Raw genomic sequence first — 24,057 nt, 5'->3', positions numbered from 1 at the left:
TATTGCATAAATAATAATCATAAATATTGACTAAAAAAAAGGAGGTCAATTTATGTTGTTACAAAAAAGAAATTATTGGATGACCATGATTGCTATCATGGTATGTCTAGTACTTGTCCTAGCAGCGTGTGGAGGACAAAACAAGACAGATGGTGGTGATAGTGACACTAAAAAGGAGAAGGGGTCTGAGGCTATAGGAGATGATACAAGTTCAAATGTAGAACAGGTTTTAAATTTATCTGGAACTGCTGATTTTACATCTTTAGACATTCATCATGCATCAGATGCGCCTTCCTTTGATGCGCTCTATCAAATTGGGGCTGGTTTTATTGGTTTTGATAAAGAGGGAGGCTTTATACCTGATTTAGCAGCCGACGAGCCTGAAGTAAATGAAGATAAAACAGTATATACATTTACAATCCGTGATGACGCAAAATGGTCAAATGGTGATCCTGTCACTGCAAATGACTTTGTATATTCATGGAAAAGAGCAGTAAACCCAGATACTGCAGCAGAATACGCATTCATTTATGGATCTGCAAGTATTTTAAATGCAGAGGAAATACTGAATCCAGATAGTGATCTTTATGGCAAAATTGATGAATTAGGTATTGAAGCATTAGACGAACAAACGGTTCAAGTGACACTTGAGAAAGCAACGCCTTATTTTGTTACATTGATGTCATTTCCACCTTTCTATCCATTAAATGAGGAATTTGTTGAAGGATTGGGCGATGATTATGCAACATCTGTAGAAAATCTATTAGCGAACGGTCCATTTAAATTAACTGATTGGCATATTGGAGAAGGATGGACATTTGAGAAAAATGAAACGTATTGGAATGCAGATGATGTGAAATTAGAACAAGTTAACTATAAATTAGTTACAGATGCAGCAACACGAGTGAATCTTTATCAAACTGGTGATTTAGACTATGCGGAGCTTAATGCACAATTTATACAGCAGTTTAAAGATAGTGCTGAACTACACACAGGAGAATTAACTGCTGATATGAAATTTATGCGGTTAAATCAAAAGCATGAAGCATTAGCCAATCAGAATATTCGTAGTGCAATTTATAACGCATTTGACAGACAAACTTTAGTTGATTCTTTACTTCAAAGTGGCGCTGCACCTGCATATTATGTTGTACCGAATGACTGGGCATTTGCTGAAAATGGGGAAGATTTTCGTATTAAATATCCAAAAATTAATGAGAAAACAATGGAAGAAGCACAAGAATTATGGGAAAAAGGATTAGAGGAAATTGGCAAGTCGGAAGTGACAATCGATATTATGTTTGGTGAAAGTGATACAAATGAAAAAATTGTCACGTACTTACAGTCACAACTGGAAGAGAATCTACCAGGGTTAACAGTTAATCTTAATAAGCAACCGTATGGTCAACATTTAAAGCTTGAAGGTGAAAGAAAATACGATATATCCTATTGGGGCTGGTTACCAGACTTCCTTGATCCAATTACGTATTTAGATATTTGGCTTTCAGACGGACCATTCAACAGAACTGGATTTGCAAGTGAAGAATTTGATGACTTAATTAATCAAGCGAATAATCTTGGTGATAAACCAGAAGAAAGATGGGATGTATTACAGGAGGCTGAAAAGTATCTGTTTGAGGATGCGTCTGTCGTTCCTGTATTCCAAAATGCTAGAGCATACGTGCAGAAGCCTCACGTACAAGACTTAATTCCAAGAAATTATGGCCCAACTGTTGATTATCGTTACGCTTATATTGCAGAGTAGACAATACGTGTAAAAGAATGTCCCAAAATCTTAATTTTGGGACATTTTATACCTTTGGAGTGTAAATCAACTTCTTATCAAATAATGATGAAGGATTTTTAAAATGACAAATAAGAATAAATTTTATTGGCTTTTTTTAAGTATAAATATTTTAATTACATGCTTCATCTTTTTAATTTTTTATGAAGAAAGAACTTTGACGAATATAATAAATTCGTTATTTTTTGTAACGGCATTTTATATGGTGATCTATTTATATTTGTTAATAACAAAGGGAAAATTTTTTGATGGGATCACATATGGAATTAGGGGGTTTGTGGAAAAAATATTTCATAAAAATGATATGATTGATTCTAATAGTGAAAAACGTCTCCCATCGGAACTGGTAAATATACAAACTTATCACACTTTTAAATGGCAGTTTTTTTCATTGCTTATTGTTTTAGTTATTTTACAACTCATTTACTTTTTTATATAAGAAAGGAGACTATTTATGATTATAAATAAAATGTATACAACAATAGATGTACATGTAGCTGGGGAACCGTTACGAATTATTACAGATGGACTACCAGAAATAAAAGGGAAAACACAGTTGGAAAGACGTTTATATTGTATGGAACATTTAGATCATGTAAGAGAAATATTAATGTATGAACCACGTGGACATCATGGAATGTATGGGTGCATTATAACGGAACCTGCTAGTGAACAGGCAGATTTCGGCGTATTATTTATGCATAATGAAGGTTGGAGTACGATGTGTGGACATGGAATTATCGCAGTTATTACGATGGGGATTGAAACAGGGCGCTTTGAAATAACCGAGGAGCAACAGAAATTTACAATTGACACACCAGCTGGAGAAGTTGTTGCGACTGCAAAAGTGAACGGTTCTAAAGTGGAGTCCGTTTCTTTTGAAAACGTCCCATCTTTTGTATTAAAGAAAGATGTACCGCTTCACATCGACGGTTATGAACTTAAAGTAGATATCGCTTTTGGCGGAGCTTTTTATGCTGTTGTACAGGTAAAAGATCTGCAACTTAAAGTAAATAAACGGGATTTACCTTCCATTCAAAAATGGGGAACGAGAATAAAGCGTGCTGTTGAAAAACAAATGGAAGTAGTTCATCCTTCCGAAAAAGGTCTACACGGTATTTATGGTGTTATTTTTTCGGATGCCTCAGTGAGTGAACAGGCGGATTTACGAAATGTAACGATATTTGCAGATGAGCAGGTGGATCGATCACCTTGTGGTACAGGTACATGCGCCCGACTCGCTACTCTCCTCGTAGATGGTAAAATGAAAGAGAATGACAGTTTTATTCATGAAAGTATTACAGATGGACTTTTTACAGGAAAAATTACGGCAACTTCGAATGTTGGAAATCATATTGCAGTAATTCCTGAAATTACCGGGCAAGCATTTATTACTGGTATTCACCACTTTTTAGTCGATCCAAATGATACGCTTCCTAAAGGATTCTTGTTAGAGGAAATATGAGTTTGTATGGTAAAAGGTGAAAAATCATTTTTTAGTAAATATCAAACAACGCCCATTAAATGATGGACTCATTTAATGGGTGTTGTTTTTCATCAGTAATCAATATTTAATTTGTACATTCGGTTATATAATGTTGCACGAGTAACTCCTAAGGCTTTTGCACATTATGGAGCTCTAAATGAATTTGAATCAGTTCATTCACTTTGCTTCTCTTTTTTTGGATAATTTGTATGTTGATTTCCACAACAACCTTTTACCGTGTTTTATTTGGATTCGTTCTTTCTTCTCAATTACATTTTGCACTTCTCATCGCACCTGATCTAGGGATTTGTAGACTAAGCGTATAAAATGAAATCGACCAGCAACAATGAGAGGATCACTCTAAGCTTTTCGGATTACTGCTTTAAATAATCAACGATTGTCTCTTTTTTTCTACTATTTCCTTCCCCACAACTGCTGCTAACGTTTGAAACCTTTTTTCTCCAGTATCTCCTGTAAATTCATCAATGGTAATTACGCAGGGAAGAACTTTCTTTGTCTCTACTTTGCGTTTATCAATTAGACGTATTAAACGAGTAGTCGTCATTCCTGCTAAACGTGCTACTGTAGTAAACGATCCCAAGGCCAGTATAAGTTAAGACTGTTATAAAGTTTTTGCACAACGTTGATAGTGATCAACAAAGTCTAAGCGCTCATTGAACGTATGGTTACAGCTAGTGTACTTGTAATCTTTTATTCCTAAGCCTATTATTCATCAGTGTGTGTAAAGCTTCATTTATGACTTGTTTTTATAGATAAAGGTTTTTCTATCCAGATAACTATTATTCAACAGCTAACGAACATTTTGAGGAAATTACAAGTGATAGCTATTTCTTCGTTTCTTGACTAAAGCAAATGCCGTAGTAAGAGAGATTGAATCTTTTTCTTTAACTGCTGATTCATCTGTAAGGGTATATATTGGTTCTTCACATATTCGTGCTGAAAAAATATTTCATTACTCGAAGTTGTTGATACGAAAGATAATATTCTTTGTTTAATCACAAACCGATTTACCCTAAATGCAGATAAAATCAGTAATATTTGATTTCGATGTGCTATTTAAATTTTATTAATGGATAAAACAGCACATGGAAATTAAACATTTTCACGACATGAGGAATCATCATTACAAAATCAAGTCTATTTTGTTTACATATACTTATTCAACTAGAAACTAATATTAAGAAACCACTACTTCAGATTGTAACCCGGAAGAATTTATCATTAGGGTCTGGAATAATGTACCAATTTATAACAATCTTCTTGCAATCGACTTTATTACCATGAAAAACCTATTTAAGTCGAACGTTTGGGCTGTTTTAAAATGTTTAATGATTCATAATGTAAAAAAAATCGACACTTTAATTAGAGTGTTTATTTTTATTTACACATGAATGTTAATTTAAGAGAGTTAAATCATTATCTACTATGAATGTGTAATATATCCTATTATAAGTACAACAAAAAAACATATGGAGTAGAAATTGGCAGGAAACTTGCAAGTATATTAAATGCAATCATCACTAAATTTATTTTCATCCGTTAATAAACATTTTTTCACCTGAATACAAAAATTATTAATAGTTGTATTTCAATGTTTAGAAAAAAGAAAGGAGATTACTCATGTTAACGTTATTGAACATTAAAAATCTTAAAACGCAGTTTCAAAGCAAAAGGCAGTCGTTGACAGTTGTAGATGATGTAAATCTATCTATAAAAGAAGGAGAAACTGTAGCTTTAGTAGGTGAGTCAGGGTGTGGAAAAAGCATGACCTCTTTATCAATAATGGGTTTAGTTCCTACCCCTACTGGAAAAGTTGATGGAGAAATTGTGTTTGGTGGAGTAAATCTGCTGGATTTATCCGAAAAGCACATGTGCAAAATCCGTGGTAAAGAAATCGCTATGATTTTCCAGGATCCTATGACCTCTTTAAACCCGGTGCTAACTATCGGAGAACAATTAATAGAAGTGCTAACGTACCACCAAAAGCTAAAACATAATGAAGCGAAGGAAAAGACGATCGAGACTTTAAAAATGGTTGGATTTTCGAATCCCGAGAACATAATTCGAGATTATCCACACCGGTTATCAGGCGGTATGAGACAACGGGTGATGATTGCAATGGCGATGATTTGTAATCCAAAATTACTTATCGCCGATGAACCGACGACAGCATTAGATGTTACCATTCAAGCACAAATATTAACACTGATGAATGATTTAAATAAACAATTTAATACATCCATTCTGTTAATAACTCATGATTTAGGAGTTGTATCTGAGATGGCTGAGAGAGTTGTTGTTATGTATGCGGGACAAGTTGTAGAGGAGTCTCCTGTAGATGTTGTATTTGATAAGCCTCTTCATCCTTATTCAGAAGGTCTAATCGGAGCTATACCAAACATTGAAGGGGAAATGGAAAAATTAACTGCTATTCCTGGGAGTGTTCCCACACCAGATCAATTACCAAATCATTGTCGGTTTGCTCATCGTTGTCCTAAAGCATTTGATCGTTGTTTTAAAGAAAAACCATCGCTTAAAAAAGTGGAACAATTTCGTTTTGTTCGTTGCTTTCTTTATGAAGATGAGGAGGTCTAAGCATTGGTTATTTTACAGAAGGAAGAAAAGAAGCAAACGGAAGGTATACATATAGATCAAGCATTATTAGAAGTAACAGACTTAAAAAAACATTTTCCAATAAAAAGTGGCATTATACAGAAAACAACTGGCTACACGAAGGCACTGGATGGATTAAGTATCAAGGTAAACAAAGGGGAAACATTCGGTATCGTTGGTGAATCAGGGTGTGGTAAATCAACGGCAGGAAGAACGATTATTCGTCTCTATGAACCTACTAGTGGTCAGATTATTTTTAAAGGGAAGGATATAACAAATTTGTCAGAAAGAAAACTACGAAAGGTTATTAGAAAAGAAATACAAATGATCTTTCAAGACCCTATTGCATCATTAAATCCAAGAAAAACGTTGCATAAAACTTTAGTAGAACCCTTAAAAACGCATAACTTGTATGCATCGAAAAGGGAACAAACCAATAAAGTAAAAGAAATTTTGGAAGTAGTCGGACTAAATGCATCCTTTATAAATCGTTATCCACATGAATTTTCAGGTGGTCAACGTCAAAGAATTGGAATAGCTAGAGCTTTATTATTACAACCAAACTTGATTATAGCTGATGAACCAGTTTCAGCACTTGATGTATCCATACAAGCTCAAATTATTAATTTGATTCAAGAGTTACAGAAAGAATTTAACTTAACTTATATCTTCATATCTCATGATCTAAGTGTTGTCAGGTATATTTGTGACCGAGTTGCTGTAATGTATTTAGGTCGGATGATGGAAGTAGCTGCAAAGCAAACACTTTTTGAAGAACCTTTGCATCCTTATACACAAGCTTTAATGTCAGCTGTCCCAGTACTTAGAAAAAAAGGCGGGCAACAGAGAGAAAGAATTGTCTTAAAAGGGGATATGCCAAGTCCAGCTAATCCACCTAAAGGTTGTGTGTTTCATACGCGTTGTTTTAAAGCGATGCCTATATGTAAGGAAATGACACCTCAATTTAAAGAAGTAAAAAAAGATCATCATATTGCATGTCATTTATATTAGGATCAAACTTTGTTGCAGATTAACAAGTTTAGAAGTCCTCGTGCGCAAACAAAATCATAAATCCCTATCTGTATAGTTACTTTGTAAATAATGAAAGCGTTCACAAAAAATACAACTCAGTCTTTAGGTTATGGTGCGTGAAAAAAAGAACCCTAAGGGTAATTTACTATAAATAGTAATTTTTATAAAAGTACGTCTTTGAAGGGGGGGATTACATCATACATTCATTAAAGTAATATAAGAAAATTTTAAATCATTTTGTAAAAACTAAATAGGGGGAGAAATATGTTTAAAAAATCTAGTTTATTTTTAGTATCATTATTATTAATATTTTTAGTAGCCGCTTGTACATCGGGTGGATCATCAACTACGGTCGATAATTCAAATTCATCTGATGGTAACACTGGCACAGATTCATCAGAATCTGCGGATAGCAGCAATTTAATCATAGGTACAACATCGGCTCCGACATTGTTTAATCCTTTTTATTCAACGGATACCTCTAGTATGGCAATTGAGGGATTTATATTTAGCACTATGATAACAGTTGACAGGGATTTCAATCCTGAAGGAGACTTAGCAAAAGATTGGGAAGTATCAGATGATGGTAAATCATGGACATTTCATTTACACGAGGGTGTAAAGTGGCATGATGGAGAAGACTTAACAGCAGATGATGTAGTATTTACTTATAATATTCCAATAAATAAAGAATATGATGGTCCTCGTGCATACACGTATAAAGATATTGAATCTGTTACAAAAATTGATGATTACACAGTAAAGTTTAGGTTAAATCAACCTTCTGCTGCTTTCCTACCAATCGCTATGCAGGCTGGTATTCTTCCTGAGCATATTTTAGGAGATGTTCCAATTACGGAGTTAGGTGAGCATGAATTCAACACAAAATCTCCAATAGGTTCAGGACCTTATGCTTTTGATAAATGGGCTGATGGAGAGTACATTAAATTGGAAGCTTTTGATGATTATCATCACGGTCGTCCAAAGATAGATACATTGACTTATAAAATTGTTCCAGATTCAAATGCATTAATGGCTCAGCTCCAAGCTGGTGATATAAATTATACTGGAGTTGCTTCGGAGCATGTAGAATTAGCAAATGAATTATCCGAAGATGGAATTATCAAACTGCAGTCAGGTGAGAATAATGCATGGGAATATATCATATGGAATTTACGTGATCCGTTATTTCAGGACTTAAAAGTCCGTCAAGCACTATCGCATGGATTAGATAAGGAAGCGATAATTGAGGCGGTTGTATATGGTCAAGGAACCGTAGCACATGCACCTGGAAGCCCTGCTAACTGGGCGTATAATCCAGACACTATAAAGTACGAATATAATCCAGAACGAGCTAAAGAGTTATTGTCGGAAGCTGGATGGGTAGAAGGAAGTAACGGTATTTTAGAAAAAGACGGAGAAAACTTTTCCTTTACGATTAAGACAAGTCAAGGGGAATCAAGGGAAAAAATAGCGGAAGTGGCTCAACAACAATATGCTGCATTAGGAATTGAAGTCGATATTGAAGTGATGGAATGGAGTGCTTTCGTTGAAGATACTGGTCCACCTAATTGGAATTTTGATGCTCAAGTATCAGGTATGTCCATTGGAAGTGACCCAGATCCGACTTACTTTTGGCATTCCAGTGAAATTGAAGCTGGTCTAAATTACTCTGCATACTCAAATCCTAAGGTAGATGAATTACTTGATAAACAGATTACAATACTTGATCAAGATGAGAGATATGAACTGATTAAGGAAGCTGATGCAATCGTTGCTGAAGAGTTACCCGTAACATTTCTTTATTATCCATTCGGCCACCTAGCACATGCACCTAATTTGAATGGCCCGGTAATTAATGCAGCAAATAGCTACTATAAACTTCATGAATGGTATTTTGAGTAAAATTAAAATGGAGAGTTGAACAAATGATAATTAGAGAGGGAATAAAACAGTTCCCTCTAGTTATCTGTACAAGGGAGGCTATAGAATGGCTTCATATATTATTAGAAGATTGATAATGACTATTCCTTTACTTTTAGGAATTACTGTATTGGCTTTTTTTATTATGCAAATAGCTCCAGGCGATCCAACATCTTTATTAATTGATCCGCGAATTAGAACAGAAGATTTGCAACCATATATCCAAAAATATGGTTTAGATCAACCGATACATGTTCAGTACATAAAGTGGTTAGGGAATATGTTACAAGGAGACTTTGGAAATTCGCTTATTAGGCAAGGAGTACCAGTTAGTGAATTGATTATGGCTCGTCTTCCAAACACGCTAATTCTGATGGTTGTGTCAACTATACTAGCTATGATTATATCGGTTCCATTTGGTATTCTTTCAGCAAGTAAACAATATTCAAAAACGGATTATGCGATTACTTTTACTTCTTTTCTAGGGCTAGCTACACCAAACTTTTGGTTAGGAATTGTATTAATTATGTTCTTTTCTGTTCAATTAGGATGGTTTCCAACTGGAGGCGTTGCTACGCTAGAGGCTCCTTTTAGTATTTTGGATCGTATTCATCATATAATACTTCCGGCATTTGTACTAGCGACAGCAGACATGGCTGGATTAACTCGGTATACTCGATCAAGTATGTTGGATGTACTTAAAGAGGATTATATTCGAACAGCAAGAGCGAAAGGTTTTAAAGAGACGAGGGTTATATTTAGACATGGTGTACGAAACGGTTTAATTCCTATTATTACAATTTTCGGGCTAATGTTACCTTCATTTATTGGAGGTTCAGTAATAATAGAAAGTATTTTTGCGTGGCCTGGTATCGGCTCATTATTTATGGATGCTGCATTTCAACGAGACTATCCAGTAATTATGGCTGTTACTGTAATTGCAGCAACCTTAGTTGTCGTAGGTAATCTAATTGCTGATATACTTTATGCTATTTTTGATCCTAGGATTGAGTATTAAAAGGAGAGGGAAACTTTGCCACAAACTAATTTGAATAATTTAAGAGAACAACCAGAAATTCAAATGGAAAAACATATTGTTTCGAAAAAGCCAGATTCATTGTGGAAAATTATCTTTCGCAAATTTATGCAAAATAAGTTAGCTGTTATTGGGGCTTGTTTCTTATTAATTATTATTATGGGTGCAATATTTGCTCCTATATTAGCTACTCATGATCCTAGTCATCAAGTCCTTTTAGATAAATTAGCTCCACCTGGTGCAGATTATATTCTAGGAGCAGATACTTTAGGGCGTGATACATTTAGCCGATTATTATATGGATCACGTGTATCATTACTAGTTGGTTTTGCTTCAGTAGCTGGTTCTATTTTTATCGGGACAATTATAGGAGCTATTGCAGGGTACTATGGTGGTAGAATTGACTCAATCCTTATGAGGATTGTAGATATTGTAATTTCCTTTCCAAGTCTATTCTTGTTAATTACTTTAGTAACGATTTTTAAACCTAGTATGTATACTTTAATATTAATTTTTGCTGTATTTGGATGGACTGGAACTGCAAGATTAGTTAGAGGAGAGTTTTTATCATTGCGATCTCGGGAATTTGTTTTGGCAGCTCGAACGATGGGAATAAAAAATACAAAAATTATATTTTCACATATACTGCCCAATGCATTAGGTCCGATAATCGTATCAGCAACACTTGGAGTAGGTGGAGTAGTATTAGCTGAATCAGCTCTTAGTTATCTAGGTTTAGGTATTCAACCCCCTACACCAAGTTGGGGGAATATGTTACAGGATGCTCAAAATATCAATATTATGCTAAAGTCATGGTGGTATCCTTTGTTTCCTGGATTTATGATTCTATTAACTGTATTAGCATTTAATTTTGTAGGCGATGGTTTGCGAGATGCTTTTGACCCTCAAATAACGGAACAATAATGATTTAATTTATTTAAGGACGAGAAAAACAACGGGAATGCTATTAGATGCACTCCCGTTGTTTTCATAATGGATTCTTTTAGTTACTCCTTTTACTTTGAAATTAAATGTATCTGTTTTTGCTTATGGTCCCGAATCGTATCCCCTTGTTCCTTTAGAAAATATGATGTTATCATTTTCAAATAGACATTTTGAATTGTTTAATTAAAAATGTATATATATCAGTTTGTTCTTCTATCACCTTATAGGTAGGTTTTCCGAGTCCATGCCCCGCCTCTCTTTCTACTCTTAAAAGAATAGGGTTTTCGCCAATTTGGGCTGCTTGTAAAGTTGCTGCAAATTTCATTGCATGTAACGGAACAACTCTGTCATCCGTGTCAGCCGTGGTAATAAGTGTTGGTGGATATTTTGAATCCTCTTGGACATTATGTAAAGGGGAATATTTATACATAAACTGAAAATGATTAGGGTTTAATTCTGCATTTCCAAATTCAGTTGTCCAAAATCGTCCAACAGTGAAATGGTGAAACCTTAGCATATCAGTAACTGGAACAAGGCTAATTCCAGCCCCAAATAGTTCTGGTCGTTGAATAATACATGCGGCAACTAGAAGTCCACCATTGCTTCCGCCCATTATTGCTAGTCGTTTTGAGTTCGTATATTTATTATCAATTAACCATTCTGCTGCTTTAATAAAATCATCGAAGACATTTTGTTTCTTTTCCAGTATTCCATCTAAATGCCATTCTTCTCCGAATTCTCCACCACCACGGATATTAGCTACAGCATAAATGCCACCCGAATCTAGCCACAGCTTGTGAGAAGGAGAGAAGGAAGGGGTTAAACTTATATTATATCCTCCATAACCATATAAAAGTACGGGATGCTCTCCCGTAAGTTTTAACCCCTTTTTATGAGTTAGAAACATTGGGATTTTTGTACCGTCTTTAGAAGTATAAAAAATTTGATTTGTCTCATATTTATCATCATCTTCCATATCATCACTGTTTAATAAAACGAAGTCTAATTGCCCTTTTTGAAAATTATATTTCTCTATTCGAGTAGGATGGAGGTAAGATGTATAACTTAAAAACATTTCTGAGTCAGTCTTTTTCCCAGTTACATTTAAAATAGATATGTATGGAGGAAGTGAAAGTTGCTTTTCTATATTTCCTTCCATATCGAATAATGATAGTTTGTTATATGCATTATGCAAGAAAGATATAATAAACTGATTATTAATAATTTTAACGAATGAAATAGCGTCATCTTGTTCTGAAATTATTTCCTTCCAGTTTTCTTTTTCGGGGTTATTAACATCAATTGCAATAACTCTACCTTTTGGTGCCTCGTTGTTTGTATATAGATAGAAGATATCTCCATCATTACCTAAAAAAGTGTAATAATCCTTCCTTTCCTTAAACAGGGCAGTGAAAAAATTCTTACTTTTAAATTCATGATAATAAATGTTTGTTTTTGGTTCGGTTCCATTATTGACCGTTAGAATTAAATAACGATTATCGTCAGAGACTCTTGGTACAAATGCAAGTTCTTTATTTTCTTTATCTTCATATATGAGCTTATCTGAATCTTGGGTAGAACCTAATTTGTGCCAATATACTTTATTATAATAGTTTGAGTTATGTGTAGAGGGATCATCTTGGTCAGGATAACGATTATAAAAAAACCCTTGATCATCTTCTGTCCATGCAATTCCAGTAAATTTACACCATTTTAGAACTTCAGGATAGTCTTCTAATGTTATTAAATTTTTAATTTTCACTTCCTGCCAATCGCTACCATTGTATGAGATAGCGTATGCAATTTTTGTCCCATGTTGATTAAATTCGATATTGGTAATTGCAGCTGTGCCATCTTTAGAAAGCTCATTAGGATCGATAATAACTTCCATATCGGTACCATCTATATATTTAGAACGATAAAAGACAAATTGATTTTGTAAACCATCGTTCTTATGGAAGTAATAAAACTCTCCTTCTTTTCTAGGAGCCGTAAATTTTGGATAGTTTGTCAACTTCGTTAGCTTATCTTTTATTGCTTCCTTCTTAGGGTATGATTCCAAATATTGTTTTGTTTGATTGTTCTGTTCATTGATCCATTGCTGTGTGTCGGATGAATCGGTGTTTTCTAACCAGCGATATGGATCTGCAACCTCAACACCATGATAATTATCAACAACGTTTTCCTTTGGAGTATAAATTTTCATTAAAGTTCCCCTCTCTGTAGATTATATCTATTAAGGATGCAAGATATATACCAATTTAACTATTGTAAATTAACACTTCATAAGTTGATATTCTTTAGTGCATTCAAATTCACTTTATAACAGAGACCAGTTAATGATACTTAGAACTATAAATGTATTATTACAGACTTTAATGAAAGAGGGACAGAATTTTTCAAGTTGGTAAAGACTTTAAGATAAGAATAAATAGGTTTGTACTGGGAAATGTTTAGTAAATATCGTAAATGAATAAGACAACAACTATAAGATTTAAAAGTTTTTTACAGAAAGTGTTTAAATATTTGACGGTTACAAAAAAAGTGTAAAATTTCAGGAAACGAGATTGATTCAATATATTACTCTCCGATTTCTTGAGTTAAATTCTTTATCAATTATATTATTAAGAAATTTATTAGAAGTTCAAATAAAGAGTCTAGACTAATTTGGCTATTGTAGAAATTACGATGGAAGGTATATGAGATTATAGCATTTGTTGTAGTTTATTATTAAAGCATCACTATTTTTGAACTTCTTGGTACTTTATAAAATGCTCCTTGAAATCAAATGCATTTTAAAGGGTTTTTTATAAACTCCTTTTTTAAAGAAGACTCTGAAGAATTATTGGTTTTTCAGTTTCTTCCTTTAAAGGGGCCGTTTTCAGTAATCAATATTTAATTTGTTCATTCGGTTATATAATGTTGCACGAGTAACTCCTAAGGCTTTGGCACATTGTAATTTATTCCCACTTGACCTTTTTAGTTCCCTTAGGATAATTTCTTTTTCGAATACTTGGAGTTGGTCATTTAAAGATAACTGGTACATATCATTGGAATGATCTTTAATAGATACTAAAGAAGAAACGGGATCTATTTTTTCCAGTTCGATTGGTAAATCATCTCGTTTAATTTCACCGTTATCAGAAAAGACGATCATTCGCTCGATTACATTTTTTAATTCTCTTGTATTCCCTGACCATGAGTGGTTTAATAAAGACTGCATGACATCTTGGGAAATCCCGTGAATTGGGCGATTATACTTTATAGACATTTCATGTAGAAAATAATGGGTTAATTCAATAATATCTTGTGGTCGTTCTCTTAAAGGGGGGACTGTAAAATGTACGACATTAAGACGATAGTATAGATCCTCCCTAAAATCTCCTTTTTGAATTAGTTCTTTTAAGTCACGGTTTGTAGCCGCTATCACACGAAAATCCACTTCAATTTCCTTTGTACCACCAACACGGTAAAATCTTTTTTCCTGAAGAAGACGTAGAAATTTCACTTGCATTTCTAATGGCATTTCGCCAATTTCATCAAGAAATAATGTGCCACCTCTAGCAAGTTCAGCCTTACCTTTTTTTCCTTTTGCATCTGCACCAGAAAAAGCTCCTTTTTCATAACCAAAAATTTCGCTTTCGAATAGACTACTAGAAATTGCACCACAATTAATTGCAACAAATGGAGCAGTTTCCGTTTCACGCAAATGGTGAATCGCTTTGGCAAACAATTCTTTACCGACTCCGCTTTCTCCATAGATAAGAACAGAGGCATCCGTTTTAGCAGCTTTTTTTGCAAGATTTATAGTAGTTTGTAAGGGAGTACTATTTCCTTTAATATAGGAAAATGGATTGGAAGAAGCGGATGATTTCCGAACTACTTCTTCAAGATTAAATAATTTTTCTGTTGTTTTATAAAGCTCATTATTTAATCGAATTAAATTCGTAATGTCTGTTTCGGTTACTACTGCACCAATGATGGTTTCTTGATAAACTACGGGACTGGAATTTATTAAGACGACTAGGTCATTTCTAGCATGATGTTGATGACGATATACAGATTCGCCATTATGTAAGGCGTTTAGTATTTCTAGATTTTCTCTCGTAAAATAATTAGTGATAGGTTGTCCAAGAATTTCGTCTTTATTAATTGAAAATAGTTTCTCGGCTCCTTTTGTCCAACAAACGACATTACTATTCTTATCAATAGCAGTGCAAGAGTCTTCTATATTATCGAGTATTGTTTCTAAATATGCTTCTAGTTTTCCGTATTCAATCAGAAGTTGTTCCGCAATAATTTTATGTGTAATATATCCAATATATTCATTTTCTTCATTTTCAACTAAGGCTATTTGGTCATTTCCGAGAATGTTAACGGCCTTATTTAATTGGCACTTTCCTGAAATCGCTTTCACAGGAGTCGTGGAATAAGTATTGGTTGAATTTTGAATGTGGACGATGAAGGGTGTTCCGTTTTTTAAGAAAAATAGTTTCTCTAAATCATTAAAATATTCTTTCCTTTTGGAAACATTAATTTCTTCTTCGATAAGTTGAAATGATCTGTTTACAATTGACTCAATAGTAGTTGTACTAAAATTCATTTACATTCTCTCCATTGTTGTATTTTTATAACATGTATAATGATTTTGACACATCTGTATGGAAAAAACAATATTATTACATATGTGAGTATAAACTTTAAAAGAGCACTATCATTGCAATTGAAATCTGTATCACTTATTTAACATTAATTCTAAACAAATAATAGGAGAAGATGCACACGGAGCAAGACCTCATCTTAATCCAAATGCGATTCAAGTTGGAAATGAACTGGTTCAGCATATTAATAATATACAAATAAACCTAATGATCCTCCATTATGGAAAATGAACCTCTTTTCAAGCAGGTGGAAAAGTATTAATATCATACTAGGTAAAGCTTCTTTTTCAAATGACTTACGAGCACAAACAAATGAAGTAATGGATCAGTTAACGGAAAATGTTAACCGAATCGCTAACATGTTAGCGACCTATCATGATGTAGATATCCAGCAATTTCTTCTTTTGACTATTTCATTCTTTGTGTATTAATAAAAGGCTGAATGTCTGTCAACTTAAGACTTGGAAAGTAAGATTTAAGATCTATATATTGATTATAACTTATAACTTTTCCTTTCATTCCATCAAAAGTATTAATTGTGTATTTCCACCAAATGTACAGTACCACCATTATGTGGTGGACATTAGCTTTTTGGCAAAAATTTAAACTAATATGTTTACGAAAAGTTAAATATATATTTATGCAACACTAGTGAATTACCTTACCATATATTAATGCAAAATTCGTGCCATCATTTTCATGTAACCATAAGAGTAAAGTGTCAACTATTTATGCAATCAACAATACATTTGGATGACTGATAAAAAAAGCACATTACTTCAGATTGTAACCAGGAAGAATTTATAATTAGGGGTCTGGAATAATGTGCTAATTTACAACATTCTCCCCACAATCGACTTTATTTACACATGAATGTTAATTTAAGAGAGTTAAATCATTATCTATATTAATGTATAATATATTCCTATTATAGGTACAACAAAAAAATCATATGGAGTAGAAATTGGCAGGAAACTTGCATGTATATTAAATACGATCATCACTAAATTTATTTTCATCCGTTAATAAACATTTTCTCACCTAGAAATGAAACAATTGACTGAAAAAGCACAAGCCGGAAAACTGGCAACAAAAGAAATGCAAAACGGAACTTTTACCATCAGTAATGTCGGTCCACTAGGTGGTGTTGCTGCTACACCTATTATCAATCATCCCCAAACTGCGATCATGGCATTTCACAAAACAAAAAGAATTCCAGTTGTCATGGAAAAGGATGAAATCGTGATTCGGGACATGATGAATATATCGCTCTCATTTGTAGCAGACGGAGCTGATTCCGTCAGGTTTACGAATCGGTTTGTCGAACTGATTGAGCATCCAGAAAGATTAATGTTGGAAATGGTGTAACAGAAAAATAGAAGGGGATCACCCTTCTATTTTTAATATTTTAATTATTTACAAGCAATAAAATTTTCCCATCATCTAATTTTCGCTCAAGCTCTTCAGATTCAAATTGTGAGTACCCAAATTGCTTCAATTTTTCTCGGAGTTCGTCCCCTTTTTGACGGAAAATATTACCTACTGCAGTACCTAGTCCTTCCTCTGCGATACCGATTTGATTGGCATTTGCATTTTCAGCTACTCTATTTGTCCGATCATCATCATGGGAAAGGACATAGAGATCATCCCTCGAAATACCTTGCGCTGCTAGCTCTTGCACCTCCGTAATTAAAGCAGTATCGTCATTAAATTCCTTTAAAGTAGGTTTCACTGTTACTCCTCCTTCATAAAAATTGCTGAGCAGAATTCTGCTTGTTTTGAAGTCGACTTATCTCTATAAGTACCCGTTCTTCATTTTCATAAACTATCGTTTTAAAAACTCTTTCTAGTGCTCATTCCTAAAATAAACTCAGCATTCTAGTATTTCTACCAGCATTATTCCGTAGAACCCCGCATTCCCGTTTTTAACCTAGCATTATTCCGTAGAACCCCGTATTCCCATTTTTAATCCAGCATTATTCCGTAGAACCCCGCATTCTCGTTTTTACCCCAGCATTATTCTGTAGAACCCTGCGTTCCCGTTTTTAACTCAGCATTATTCTGTAGAACCCTGCGTTCCCGTTTTTAACTCAGCATTACTTTGTATAACCTTGCATTCTTGTTTTTAACTCAGCATTACTCTGTAGAACCCTGCATTCTCGTTTTTAACTCAGCATTACTTTGTATAACCTTGCATTCTTGTTTTTAACTCAGCATTACTTTGTATAACCTTGCATTCTTGTTTTTAACTCAGCATTACTCTGTAGAACCCTGCATTCTCGTTTTTAACTCAGCATTACTTTGTATAACCTTGCATTCTTGTTTTTAACGCAGCATTACTCTGTATAACCTTGCATTCCTGTTTTTAATCCAGCATTATTAACCCCACATTCCCGTTTTTAACTTAGTATTTTTCCCAGAATATTTTCCCTTTATCACCCACATTCTTATTTTTCATCCGTTTTTTTAATGTCTATCTGTGGGTCATTTCGCTCAAAATCACTTTTTCTTCCATAACGTAATAAATTGTAAATTACTCTTCCATTACTTGGTTGGCCATCTGGATAATAAATTGGTAATGCATCAAATAGCACAAAATAAAAAGAGTAAAACACAAATTTATTCCAAAAATTAGGCAGACCTAATAACTCATAGGCGAGCAGTCCGTTAATTAATAAGGCAATTAATAAATTGGATAATATTGGTGATGCATAAATAATAATATGAGCCAGTTTTGATTCATTTCTAAGGGAATCATACGAACACCAACTATAGGCAAAATAATATTTGCGTACTTCAAATACTGATAAATGAAACAGTTTTGGACCAGAGCCGATAGTGATTTTTGATTTTTTCGCACCAAATATCTTGCTTGTAATTAAATAACCAATTTCTCTAATAATCGATACGATAGGCAAGATAAAAAATAATGAAATAACCAACCCAACTAAATCGATTAATCCAAAAATAGTTATACCTTCTTTCCTTCATTTATTCTAATAAAAATACCCGAAATATTAGGAAGATAATCTATCGTTTCAGTTTTCAATTGTAAGGATATATACACTAGAAAGGACAGAAAGGATGATTTTTATTGACTGCGGAAATTGTCATTATGAATAAATATGGTCTTTCCTTGGCGGCGGATAGTGCTATCACTAGTGGTTCAGAAGGAATTCGAAAAGTATACAATTCAGCGAACAAATTATTTTCTTTATCGGATCATCACCCAATCGGGATCATGGTTTATGGTTCAGCATCCTTTATGGAAGTACCATGGGATGTCATTATTAAGACGTATCGCAACCATTTAGGAGTTAAAACATTTGCCCAATTACAAGGATATGTGGATGATTTCCTATCATTTTTGCAACAAGAAGAAACATTCAGCAATGGTGAGGTAGAAGAAATTATCGTATATCGGATCTTTTCTGATATGTTAAAACAGATAGTGAAGGAAGTGGAAGAAAAACTCGCTGAAAAAAACGAGGAAGATATCGAGGATAAATTTATTACAAATTTATTATTAGAATGTGTTAACAAAAAGATGAAACAATATCAAAAAACGAATTCATATGTTGAGATGGAATATGATGCTTTTGATCGTAAATTTGGACATGTTCTATTGGAAATTCAGCAGGAAGTTGTCACTTATCAAATACCAGAAATACTTACAGAAAGATTAAATCAATTAGCGTTTGAAGGTGTAAAAAGGGATTTCTTTAGTTTGGGGAGTAGTGGTTTTGTCATAACAGGTTACGGGGAAGAAGAGATATTCCCTCGTCTATTAAATTACCGGCTTGAAGGATTTATTTTTAATCAATTAAAATATAAAAAAACAACTGAAAAAACGATTAGCTATACGACAGATCAACATGATGGTACTGCAGTAATTACAGCATTTGGTCAAAAAGAAATGATCGAGTCATTTATACATGGAATCGAACCGAATATGGAAGAGGCTTTTTTCCATATTATAAAAAAAGTATTGTTTCATTATGAACAGCAATTGCAAGCTAGTTTACAAATTACGTTAACAAAAGAACAAGTTAAAGAATTAGAAAAAATGGGTAAAACAGTATATGAATCGATTGAAGATTCAGTTGAAGAGTATAAATTAACTAATTACTTACATCCGTTATTAGGAATTATCCGTTCGTTACCAGTACGAGAACTTGCAGAAATGACGGAAATGCTCATACATTTAACATCTTTTAAACGGCGGGTAACAAGGGTAACGGAATCTGTTGGACCACCGATTGATATCGCAGTGATTACGAAAGGGGATGGGTTCATCTGGATTAAAAGGAAAAACCTCGTGAATGAAAAATAATAAGGGAAAGGGGTTTGTACAATGACTTTAAAAGAAAATAAGCAGGAAAATGGTACCTATTTCAACTTACCGAATGAAGATCGGCTTGAGGTAGATTTAGAGAAAAAGGAAAAAGCGGAAAAAGAAAACGTAGCAAATGAGGTCATAAAAAAAGTCAGGGAAAAACACGGAAAGAAAAAATAATAACAGATACGTATATTGAAATTTGATGTAACAACACTTTAATATGTTTGAAATAATATTGGTTGAATGCGAATGTAGAGCGATCAACTTTTGTAATATAAAGTAATATCAACATATTTTTTACAGGTGTATGTTTACGAATTAAAAAAAGTGGAATGACAATTTCTGAAGGCGGACATAGCGCCAAAATTTTTAAAGGAGCTGTTAGAAATGGCTAAACAGAATAAAGGCAAGATGTCACGCAGACAAGCGGGCAAAAAAGGCGGAGAAACAATGGCACAAAAACATGACCGCGACTTTTATGAAGAAATTGGCCAAAAGGGCGGAAAGAAGACCGCTCAGAATCATGACCATGATTTTTACGAAGAAATTGGACAAAAGGGCGGAAAGGCAACCGCTGAAACACATGACCGTGATTTTTACGAAGAAATCGGCCAAAAGGGTGGAAAAGCAACAGCAAAGAATCATGATCGTGACTTTTACCAAGAGATAGGTCAAAAAGGTGGGGAAGCAACCTCCGAAAAACATGACCGCGACTTTTATGAAGAAATCGGCCAAAAGGGTGGAAAAGCAACAGCAAAGAATCATGACCGTGACTTTTACCAAGAAATAGGTCAAAAAGGTGGGGAAGCAACCGCTGAAACACATGACCGTGATTTTTACGAAGAAATCGGTCAAAAGGGTGGAGAAGCAACCGCCGAAAAATATGATCGTGACTTTTATGAGGAGATTGGAGAAAAAGGGGGAAAAAGAAGACAACAAAGAAGAAATAACAACAAATCTTCCTAAGAAGAATTGTTTCCTATAAAGCGGAGACCGAGAAATTCGGTCTCTGTTTTTATTTTCAATTCATCGAATGGATGATTTGGGTTATAATGGATGAAGAAAATGATATAGAAAAGTTTTTAAAGGAGCATTAAAATGAAAACGACGATAAAGCAGTTAACTACAAGGTTAACTGAAATTTTTAATCATTTACATACTCATCCAGAAATAAGTTGGCAAGAGGAGAACACAACCAATTATATCCAATCACTTTTTGAACGGGAAGACTGTAAAATCACAACATTTAATGATTTAACTGGTCTAATGATTGAAATTGGCAGTGGCAAACCTGTCATTGCGTTAAGAGCTGACATCGATGCATTATGGCAAGAAGTTGATGGAAAGTTTCAGGCGAATCATTCTTGTGGACATGATGCACATATGACAATCGTTATTGGCACATTGCTCACTCTGCTCGAATGTGACCTTCCATCACGAGGAACATTCCGGTTTATTTTTCAGCCTGCAGAAGAAAAAGGGACTGGAGCACTGGCATTTGTAGAAAAAGGAATCGTTGATGACGTTGATTATTTATATGGGATGCATTTACGACCGATAGAAGAATTACCGAATGGAAAATTTGCAGCTGCAATTCAACACGGAGCGGCAAAGTTTATGAAAGGGGAGATCATTGGGGAAGATGCACACGGTGCGAGACCACATTTAAACGCAAATGCGATTCAAGTAGGCACAGAATTATTTCAGCATATGAATAACATACAAGTAAATCCAATAATCCCTTACTCTGCTAAACTGACATCATTTCAAGCAGGTGGAAAAAGTAGCAATATCATTCCAGGTAATGCGACATTTTCAATCGATTTGCGCGCCCAAACAAATGAAGTGATGGATCAGTTGACAGAAAAAGTCGAACAAATTGCAAGCATGTTAGCGACCCTCCATAATGTACAAATAAAAGTATCGACTTCAGCAGGGGTTGCAGCAGCAGTGATCAATGATCAAGCTGCTCAAATCATGGAAGATGCCATCCTTCAGGTTGTCGGTGCAGAAAATCTCGCGCCAATTATTGAATCAACCGGCGGTGATGATTTTCACTTTTATACGATTAAACGTCCGCAAATAAAAGCGACAATGTTAGCAATTGGTTGTGATTTAAAGCCTGGGTTGCATCATCCGCATATGACATTTAACCATGAAGTGATACCAATAGCGATCGAAATTTTAACAAAAGCGTTATTAGAAACTGCCGTACATACGTGAAATAGAAGGGATTGTAAACATGTCAGCTCATGTTGAAATTAAACAATTAACATCCATTGAACAATTAAATGAACTCGTAAAGATAGAAAAAGCTGTTTGGCAAATGCCGACCATTCCAGTTCATCAAACGTTTACAGCGATGAATAATGGAGGTGTCATTTTAGGTGCATATACGTCAGGGAAAATGGTAGGCTTTCTGTACAGTTTTGCTGGTTTTAATAAAGAAAAACCGTATATTTGTTCCCATATGCTCGGCATTCTTCCGCCATATCGAAAAAGTGGTCTAGGGATTGAAATGAAGAAAAAGCAGGCGAAGATCGCTAAAAAAATGGGCTATGAAATGATTACCTGGACGTTTGATCCACTTGAAAGCAAAAATGCGTACATCAATTTACATAAACTTGGAGCGTGTGGTGCTCATTACAAGGAAAATCATTACGGTGACTTAAATGATCAGCTTAATCAAGGGTTGCCGACAGATCGGATTCAAATCGAATGGGATCTAATAACGACGACACGAAAAAGAACCCACGTTTTGGATCCGGAAAAATTACTACTCGTAATGGAAGAAGAATCACCAGTTTATCGAACACATTGTACGGATGATTTACAGAAAAGTGATGTTTGGTTTGTAGAAATTCCAAACGATTTCCAATCATTAAAGCGAGAACAAATTGAACTAGCCAAAAAATGGCGTTTTGAATCTAGGAACGTTTTTCAAGCTTTATTTGCAGCGGGATTTATCGCAATTGACTTCATTTCTGAACAGTCTAATAAAAGTTATTATGTATTTTCTATGGGGGTATAAAGGTATGACAATTTCATTAAAACAAATCAAATTACATCGTTTAAAAATGATGTTAAACGATCCATTTACGACGAGTTTTGGTACGTTTCAAGAGAAAGAATTTTTCATTATTGAAATGATCGATGAAGATGGTATTCGTGGTTATGGAGAGTCAGTTGCTTTTTCAAGTCCTTGGTATAGTGAGGAAACAGTGGAAACAAATTTTCATATGATGAAAGATTTTCTTATTCCACTTCTAAAAAAGAAAGTGATAGCTCATCCTAATGAGGTGGAGCAAATATTTTCTCCGATTAAACGTAATAATATGGCCAAATCGGCATTAGAAGGCGCTGTATGGGATGTATATGCAAAACAAAAGCAAATTCCACTTGCAGAAGCACTTGGTGGAACGAAAAGGCAAATCGAGGTTGGGATCAGCTTAGGTATTGAGCCAACAGTGAAAGATTTATTGAAAAAAGTAGAAACATATGTACAAGAAGGATATAAACGAATCAAAATTAAAATAAAACCCGGTTATGATGTTGACATGTTGCGGGAGGTACGTCGTCATTTTCCTGATACACCGATTATGGCTGATGCGAATTCAGCCTATTCTTTAGCTGATTTAGAACACTTACGAAAGTTAGATGAACTGAACTTAATGATGATTGAACAACCATTAGCACATGATGATATTGTCGATCATGCTATATTGCAAGCTGCACTGAGGACACCCGTTTGCTTAGATGAAAGTATCCATTCCCTTGAAGATGCCAGAAAAGCAATTGAACTCGGTAGTTGCAAAATTATTAATATAAAAATTGGCCGGGTTGGTGGATTAACAGAGTCGAAGAAAATCCATGACTTAGCAAAGGAGAAAGGAATCGATGTTTGGTGTGGCGGGATGCTTGAAGCTGGTATCGGTCGTGCTCACAATATTGCACTCACCACTTTATCACAGTTTGTTTTGCCAGGAGATACGGCAGGTTCTTCACGATATTGGAAAAAAGATATCATCAAGCCGGAAGTTGAGGTAGAAAATGGGATCATTCACGTACCAAATAAACCTGGAATCGGATATGAAATGGACGAAGAAGCATTAAAGGAATTTACGGTTGCCACGGAAACAATTCATGTATAAAACGGAAAAAGTGGGTGTAACATGAATCATTGCATCCGCTTTTCCT

19 protein-coding genes and 1 pseudogene are annotated in these 24,057 nt (G+C 34.5%); 15 read left to right on the top strand and 5 right to left on the bottom strand.

Going from position 1 to position 24,057, the window contains the following annotated elements; genetic code table 11:
- The first annotated feature begins 52 nt into the window (after window positions 1–52).
- The 3 genes from DFR56_RS18985 (at window position 53) to DFR56_RS18975 (ending at window position 3,269) form a co-directional block, all read left to right on the top strand.
- Window positions 53–1,765 (top strand): peptide ABC transporter substrate-binding protein, encoded by a 1,713-nt coding sequence (locus DFR56_RS18985; protein WP_110397029.1) that lies wholly within the window; start codon window positions 53–55, stop codon window positions 1,763–1,765.
- A gap of 103 nt (window positions 1,766–1,868) precedes the next feature.
- The gene (locus DFR56_RS24060; protein WP_110397028.1) at window positions 1,869–2,243 is read left to right on the top strand and encodes a DUF3899 domain-containing protein; all 375 of its coding nucleotides are present in this window, start codon (window positions 1,869–1,871) and stop codon (window positions 2,241–2,243) included.
- Window positions 2,244–2,258: 15 nt separating this feature from the next.
- On the top strand, window positions 2,259–3,269 hold the full coding sequence (locus DFR56_RS18975) for a proline racemase family protein (protein WP_110397027.1): 1,011 nt from the start codon (window positions 2,259–2,261) through the stop codon (window positions 3,267–3,269).
- Window positions 3,270–3,672: 403 nt separating this feature from the next.
- Here the strand turns inward: DFR56_RS18975 and DFR56_RS18970 are convergent, their stop codons facing one another.
- Entirely contained in the window at window positions 3,673–3,855 is a 183-nt protein-coding gene (locus tag DFR56_RS18970) for a hypothetical protein (RefSeq protein ID WP_110397026.1), read from the bottom strand.
- Window positions 3,856–4,931: 1,076 nt separating this feature from the next.
- On the opposite strand from DFR56_RS18970, the gene DFR56_RS18965 reads away from it, so the two are divergent.
- From DFR56_RS18965 to opp4C, 5 genes are all read left to right on the top strand, one after another.
- Window positions 4,932–5,906 carry an ABC transporter ATP-binding protein gene (locus DFR56_RS18965; protein WP_110397025.1) on the top strand — a complete coding sequence of 325 codons (975 nt, stop codon included), beginning with the start codon at window positions 4,932–4,934 and terminating at the stop codon, window positions 5,904–5,906.
- 45 nt (window positions 5,907–5,951) lie between these two features.
- A complete protein-coding gene (locus DFR56_RS18960; RefSeq protein ID WP_158525724.1) occupies window positions 5,952–6,935 on the top strand; it encodes an ABC transporter ATP-binding protein in 984 nt (327 codons plus the stop codon).
- 285 nt (window positions 6,936–7,220) lie between these two features.
- A complete protein-coding gene (locus DFR56_RS18955; protein ID WP_110397024.1) occupies window positions 7,221–8,861 on the top strand; it encodes a peptide-binding protein in 1,641 nt (546 codons plus the stop codon).
- Window positions 8,862–8,946: 85 nt separating this feature from the next.
- Window positions 8,947–9,897: an ABC transporter permease gene (locus tag DFR56_RS18950; protein WP_110397023.1), complete on the top strand. Its 951-nt coding sequence runs from the start codon at window positions 8,947–8,949 to the stop codon at window positions 9,895–9,897.
- A gap of 63 nt (window positions 9,898–9,960) precedes the next feature.
- Window positions 9,961–10,839 (top strand): oligopeptide ABC transporter permease, encoded by an 879-nt coding sequence (opp4C, locus tag DFR56_RS18945; protein ID WP_110397039.1) that lies wholly within the window; start codon window positions 9,961–9,963, stop codon window positions 10,837–10,839.
- A gap of 178 nt (window positions 10,840–11,017) precedes the next feature.
- On the opposite strand, the gene DFR56_RS18940 is transcribed toward opp4C, so the two are convergent.
- Together DFR56_RS18940 and DFR56_RS18935 are read right to left on the bottom strand one after the other, a co-directional pair.
- Window positions 11,018–13,066: a prolyl oligopeptidase family serine peptidase gene (locus DFR56_RS18940; protein WP_110397022.1), complete on the bottom strand. Its 2,049-nt coding sequence runs from the start codon at window positions 13,064–13,066 to the stop codon at window positions 11,018–11,020.
- A 675-nt stretch (window positions 13,067–13,741) separates the two neighbouring features.
- A complete protein-coding gene (locus tag DFR56_RS18935) occupies window positions 13,742–15,463 on the bottom strand; it encodes a sigma-54 interaction domain-containing protein (RefSeq protein WP_110397021.1) in 1,722 nt (573 codons plus the stop codon).
- A gap of 1,096 nt (window positions 15,464–16,559) precedes the next feature.
- Here DFR56_RS18935 and DFR56_RS18930 point away from each other — a divergent pair.
- Window positions 16,560–16,889, top strand: a pseudogene (locus tag DFR56_RS18930) (2-oxo acid dehydrogenase subunit E2); the annotation flags it as partial.
- A gap of 40 nt (window positions 16,890–16,929) precedes the next feature.
- On the opposite strand, the gene DFR56_RS18925 reads toward DFR56_RS18930, so the two are convergent.
- Together DFR56_RS18925 and DFR56_RS18920 are read right to left on the bottom strand one after the other, a co-directional pair.
- Complete coding sequence (locus tag DFR56_RS18925) at window positions 16,930–17,253, bottom strand: YflT domain-containing protein (RefSeq protein ID WP_110397019.1); 324 nt, start codon at window positions 17,251–17,253, stop codon at window positions 16,930–16,932.
- 715 nt (window positions 17,254–17,968) lie between these two features.
- Window positions 17,969–18,463 carry a hypothetical protein gene (locus DFR56_RS18920; RefSeq protein ID WP_110397018.1) on the bottom strand — a complete coding sequence of 165 codons (495 nt, stop codon included), beginning with the start codon at window positions 18,461–18,463 and terminating at the stop codon, window positions 17,969–17,971.
- Between the two features lie 152 nt (window positions 18,464–18,615).
- Between DFR56_RS18920 and DFR56_RS18915 the strand changes: the two genes are divergently transcribed.
- The 6 genes from DFR56_RS18915 to menC all read left to right on the top strand — a co-directional run bounded on the left by DFR56_RS18915 (window position 18,616) and on the right by menC (window position 24,011).
- Entirely contained in the window at window positions 18,616–19,854 is a 1,239-nt protein-coding gene (locus DFR56_RS18915) for a hypothetical protein (protein WP_110397017.1), read from the top strand.
- Window positions 19,855–19,875: 21 nt separating this feature from the next.
- The gene (locus tag DFR56_RS23120) at window positions 19,876–20,037 is read left to right on the top strand and encodes a hypothetical protein (protein WP_158525723.1); all 162 of its coding nucleotides are present in this window, start codon (window positions 19,876–19,878) and stop codon (window positions 20,035–20,037) included.
- A gap of 210 nt (window positions 20,038–20,247) precedes the next feature.
- Entirely contained in the window at window positions 20,248–20,826 is a 579-nt protein-coding gene (locus DFR56_RS18910) for a KGG domain-containing protein (RefSeq protein WP_110397016.1), read from the top strand.
- 132 nt (window positions 20,827–20,958) lie between these two features.
- The gene (locus DFR56_RS18905; RefSeq protein ID WP_110397015.1) at window positions 20,959–22,083 is read left to right on the top strand and encodes a M20 peptidase aminoacylase family protein; all 1,125 of its coding nucleotides are present in this window, start codon (window positions 20,959–20,961) and stop codon (window positions 22,081–22,083) included.
- A gap of 19 nt (window positions 22,084–22,102) precedes the next feature.
- On the top strand, window positions 22,103–22,891 hold the full coding sequence (locus tag DFR56_RS18900; RefSeq protein ID WP_110397014.1) for a GNAT family N-acetyltransferase: 789 nt from the start codon (window positions 22,103–22,105) through the stop codon (window positions 22,889–22,891).
- 4 nt (window positions 22,892–22,895) lie between these two features.
- Entirely contained in the window at window positions 22,896–24,011 is a 1,116-nt protein-coding gene (menC, locus tag DFR56_RS18895; RefSeq protein ID WP_211320657.1) for an o-succinylbenzoate synthase, read from the top strand.
- Window positions 24,012–24,057 lie beyond the last annotated feature (46 nt).

This window comes from Pseudogracilibacillus auburnensis, assembly GCF_003201975.1.
Lineage (GTDB): Bacteria > Bacillota > Bacilli > Bacillales > Amphibacillaceae > Pseudogracilibacillus > Pseudogracilibacillus auburnensis.
This window is presented reverse-complemented; position numbering and strand designations above follow the sequence as displayed.